Annotated in this window: 1 protein-coding gene; it reads right to left on the minus strand. The window is 44.6% G+C overall.

Annotated elements, in window-relative coordinates; all coding sequences use genetic code 11:
* A partial coding sequence (locus tag C568_RS31220; RefSeq protein WP_018783028.1) for a non-ribosomal peptide synthetase occupies positions 1-3,801 on the minus strand: 3,801 nt, incomplete at both ends.

Below are 3,801 nucleotides of genomic sequence, written 5' to 3' on the forward strand. Positions count from 1 at the left end.
ATTTTCACCTGGTGATCAATCCGCCCAAGATAATCTAGATTTCCATCTGGCAAGTATCTCGCTAAGTCTCCTGTCCGATATAATCGCGCTCCCGGATCACTACTGAATGGATGAGGAATGAAACGTTCTGCAGTCAATTCAGGTCTTTTTAAATACCCACGTGCGAGTCCTGCTCCACCAATATATAGTTCACCAGATACGCCAATAGGCACAGGCTGTTGACAATTGTCTAGTACATACACTTCTAAATCTAGAATCCGCTTTCCGATATTACTTCTTGAAGAATGCTGCACATCATCTTGAGTAATTGGATAATACGTAACATGAACGGTAGTTTCTGTAATTCCATACATATTAATTAGCTGTGTGTTCTGTTCTCCATACCTTTGAAACCATGGTAGCAAGCTGGTAGGATCGAGTGCTTCCCCACCAAATATGACATAGCGCAGATGCAAGTTTTTATTCTCATCTTCTTGTTCACACACTTGTATCAATTGTCGAAATGCGGATGGTGTCTGATTAAGAACCGTAACCTCTTCCTCTACTAACAGTTGATAGAAATCCTTGGGCGATCGACTAATCCAGTAAGGAACAACAACCAATCTTCCTCCATAGAGCAATGCTCCCCAAATCTCCCATACCGAGAAGTCAAACGCATAAGAATGGAAAAGCGTCCAAGTATCTTTTTCATCAAACTGATACCAACATTCCGTTGATTTAAATAAACGAATCACATTGTGATGCTCTACCATCACTCCCTTCGGATTCCCTGTTGATCCCGAAGTATAGATTACATACGCCAAATTTTCTCCTGTCACTTCACATATTGGTGAAAGAATGCTTTCTCGTGAGATCATCGCTTGATCCCGATCCAAACAAACTGCTTCGATTTCTTCAGGTATCCAACCAACTAATGCTTCGCTCGTGACCAATACTTGAATCCCTGTGTCCTCCAGAATATATCGTAGGCGACTTTCTGGATACGATGGATCCAATGGAACATAGGCTGCCCCAGCTTTCAAGATCCCCATGAGACCAACAATCATCTCAACTGAACGCTGGAAGCAGAGACCGACCAATGACTCGGTCCCAATCCCACATTTCTGGAGATAATGGGCCAATTGGTTTGCTTTCTCATTCAGCTCTCGATACGTCAACTGCTGATTTCCATCCACCACCGCCACCGTGTCAGGTGTACGATTCACTTGATCTTCAAACAGTTTATGGATCACACTCTCACGTGGATACGCTACAGCATTATCATTCCACTCTTCCATCAATTGCTTCTCTAATTCCGATAGCATCGTCAACTTCGTCAGTGTTTTATCGGGATGTTCCACGATTTCCTTCAACCAGTTTTCAAAATGCTCAGCCATACGTCTGATCGTTACAACATCAAATAAATCATTCTTATAGTTAAAACAAAGGAATAAACCCTCTTCCACCTCTGCGGCGCTTAAACTCAAATCAAACTTGGCGATCGAAGTATGACTTTCCATCGCTTCTAAACTTCTTCCATGAAGCTCTGGAAGCTCTTGTTGCGTGTTTTGCAAGGTAAACATGGTTTGGAAGATCGGAGAATGACTTGTACTTCGCTCGGGTTGTATGACATCTACAATCTTTTCAAACGGAACATCTTGGTATTCATACGCCTTCAATGCTTTTGTCCGTACCTGAGACAACAACTCTTGGAATGTCGGTGCGCCACTCAGATCAGCCCGATAAACCAACGTGTTGACGAAGAAACCAATCAACCCTTCAATCTCACGATAATTTCGGTTTGCAATCGGGCTTCCGACAAGAATATCCGATTGTCCTGTATAACGAGCGAGGAAGCTTTGATACGATGCCAGTAAGGTCATGAAGAGCGTCGACTCTTCTTGACGACTAAGTTCGTTCAGTTTGTCGCGTAACGAGCGTGACAACAACACAGTGTGTGTCGATCCACGATGGGTTTGCACCGCAGAACGAGGACGATCCATCGGCAACATTAAGACTGGTAACTCGCCAGACAGCTCTTCCTTCCAATATGCAAGCTGCTGATCAAGTACTTCTTCTTTCATCCATTCCCTTTGCCATTGGGCAAAGTCGGCATATTGAACCGGTAATGGTGCGAGTTCTGCTGGTTTTCCACCAACCGCTTCTTCATAGAATGCCATCCATTCTTGGAGCAAGATTTCCATCGACCAGCCATCCGAGATAATATGATGCATGGTACAAAGAAGAATCCATTCTTCTTCTGCGATTTGCACGATTTGCCCACGGATCAACGGACCTTGTCCTAAGTCAAATGGCGCTTCGGCTTCGTTTTGGATCCATTTTTCCATTACGCTTTCTCTCTCTTCGGAGGAAAGCGTAGTTAGATCTATTTGGGGAAGGAACCGGAAAGCATATGGTTGAATCTGCTGCACAGGATGACCATCCATTTCATGGAACACCGTTCGCAAAGATTCATGACGCTCTATCAGCTGATTCCATCCCGTCTCCAATGCTTTGGGTACCCAATTCCCTGTAAGACGGCATACCATCGGTATATTATAAAGTGCACTATTAGGCGTGAATTGGTCAATGAACCACAGGCGCTGTTGGGCATAAGAGAGCGAAATGGCTTCTCCCCGTTCCATCGGCATAAGCGGTGGAATTTCTCGTATTTTGTCTCCTTTACGCAATTGATCCAGTCGCTTCGCCAACGCCTCTACTGTTGAATACTCAAACAGTTCACGTACTAACAATTCGATTTGTAATGCCTCTTTTAACCGAGATACAACTTGGGTAGCGAGCAACGAGTGGCCACCTCGATCGAAGAAGGAATCCTGGACACCAATATTTTCTATGCCTAGCACTTGACTCCATACCGATGCAACGAGCTCTTCCATCGGAGTTCGTGGGTATACAGTATTTTCAGTAGATGGTTCATCAGGTACAGGCAATGCTTTTAAATCGAGTTTTCCATTCGGTGTGAGTGGTAAAAATGCCATCTCGACAAAGTGTGCCGGAACCATGTAATTCGGTAAATGTGTTTTCAGATGCTCCCGCCATTCATGAACACTTCCTTCACCAACTACATAAGCTACCAATCGTTTGTCTCCTGGATGATCCTCTCTTACCAGTACAACAGCTTCTTTTACAGACAAATGCGCCTGCAAAGTTGCTTCAACTTCTCCCAGTTCAATCCGGAAACCACGAATTTTTACTTGGTCATCCATACGACCATGGAACTGGAGATCACCGTCAGGAAGATAACTTGCTTTGTCCCCAGTGTAATAGAGACGTTCCCCTGACTTAAACGGATGCGGAATGAATTTTTCCTCTGTGAGTTCCGGACGATTAGCATAGCCACGAGCAAGACTCTTTCCTCCGATATAGAGATCTCCAATCACACCCACTGGCACCGGCTGAAGGTGAGAATCTAACACATATACTTCTGTATTCGCAATCGGTCGACCAATCGACGGAGTACCTGTTGTCATTCCTACAGGCACATAACAATCAGTGGTAACGACGGTATTTTCCGATGGACCATACTGATTAATCACCGCAAAAGGGATTTGTTCAGATGGATACTGTGTTAACTGATCTCCTCCCGTAATGATAAAACGGAGATCCGTCTTCTCTGGCCAAGATAATTTCAAGAGTCTTTCCAGAATAGGTGTAGGCGCAAAGCTAGCCGTAATCCGTAAATCAATGAGCCAATCTCGTAGAGCCTCCGGATTGATTCGCAACTCTTCTGTCGACAGGTATAGTGCTGCACCAGCAGTGAGATAAGGCCAAATCTCCTGGACGGCTGAGTCAAAGGCAATC

It is taken from the genome of Bacillus sp. 95MFCvi2.1, from assembly GCF_000374965.1.
Taxonomy (GTDB): domain Bacteria; phylum Bacillota; class Bacilli; order Bacillales; family Bacillaceae_G; genus Bacillus_A; species Bacillus_A pseudomycoides.